The organism is Vibrio sp. Vb1574, assembly GCF_033338675.1.
Genome location: NZ_JAWOTC010000300.1, coordinates 1 through 1222, shown reverse-complemented (window position 1 = coordinate 1222; position 1222 = coordinate 1). Strand labels below are relative to the sequence as shown.

The following is a 1222-nucleotide window of genomic DNA, read 5'->3' as shown; positions in this document are numbered from 1 at the left end:
CGAATTTTATAAGCGCTTAGTGAATAGTGTAAAAGGGCTATCTAACGTGACTTCAACATTTGCAATGGAGTCGATTAAATATACCACTGAGTTGCCAATTCGAAGTTAATCTAAGTTTACAGTTACTGGAATAATAGTTGTTACTGACGAGACATTAAAATGGAATGTAAGAGTGACATTATTCCAGTTTTAAAATACAAATCTCTTTTATTAAATATAAACGAGATTCGTTCTTGCTTTTATTTGTGTATTAGATAATTATGTTTTTCTAATCTGTTAATGTCCATACAGCATAGCCCGCCAAAAATTAACGCAATTTTTCTTCATTATTTTTCCTGTTTTATTTTGTTGAATATTCACTCTTTCTAAATTAATTAATTACATTAATTTAAACGTTTGCTTTGTGTTTTTTCGGGTAATTTTCTCGCCATTTATCAGAATTTATTTTTACCCTTAATATAGTAGTAAATACTTAAGTAATAAAGTCATCAACAATAGGGATAGCGATTAATAAAACATCGTATTATTATCTCGCCCCTTGGGATGTAACAAATTATTACTAAAAATGAACAGAAATTATTATTTGATTTTTCTTGCTGCTTTACTTGCTGGTTGCGGTGGAGGAGGTGACTCCAAGCCGAGCAATACAAGCTCTCCAACTTCTATCACGAAGCAGAGTCGTCCACAGCTGATTGTTGAAGATGCCTCGTTGCAGTTTGAGGGTGTGGGAACCATCACTCAGACACTATTGAGCAACGTTCGCGGCTCAGTATCTTACCAAGTCATTGATTCAAATCCGCCGAATGTGGTGAGGGTGAGTGATTCGGGAGTATTTCAAATCCTGCGTCCAGGCACCGCGATAATTCGTGCAACAGATACCAGTTCTGTGTATGAATCTTCTGAAACGACGTTTTCGGTCACGGTTGAACGAGGTTTTAACAATGATCTTTCTGCCAGTGATTTAAGCCTAGTAGCACTCGATCCTGACGGGAAAGCTCTGACCGTGCGCGGGCAGAAAGGTAAACTGAGTTATCAAGTCGAAAGCGGGCAGAACCTCATTCAAGTTGATGATAACGGCGTTGTTTATTCTCTTGGTTCTGCGGGTCAGGCTTCTGTACTGATTTCCGATTCAGGTAACGACTTATATCTACCTAAGCAAGTTCGTGCAACCGTAACATTGTATGCGATAGGTGCTGAGCAACTTAAATTTGCCTTAATCGAA

2 pseudogenes are annotated in these 1222 nt (G+C 37.7%); both read left to right on the top strand.

Features of this window, described 5'->3' with window-relative positions:
* Positions 1-109, top strand: a pseudogene (locus R7O12_RS25710) (transcriptional regulator); the annotation flags it as partial.
* A gap of 456 nt (positions 110-565) precedes the next feature.
* Positions 566-1222 (top strand): annotated as a pseudogene (locus R7O12_RS25705) (cadherin repeat domain-containing protein); the annotation flags it as partial.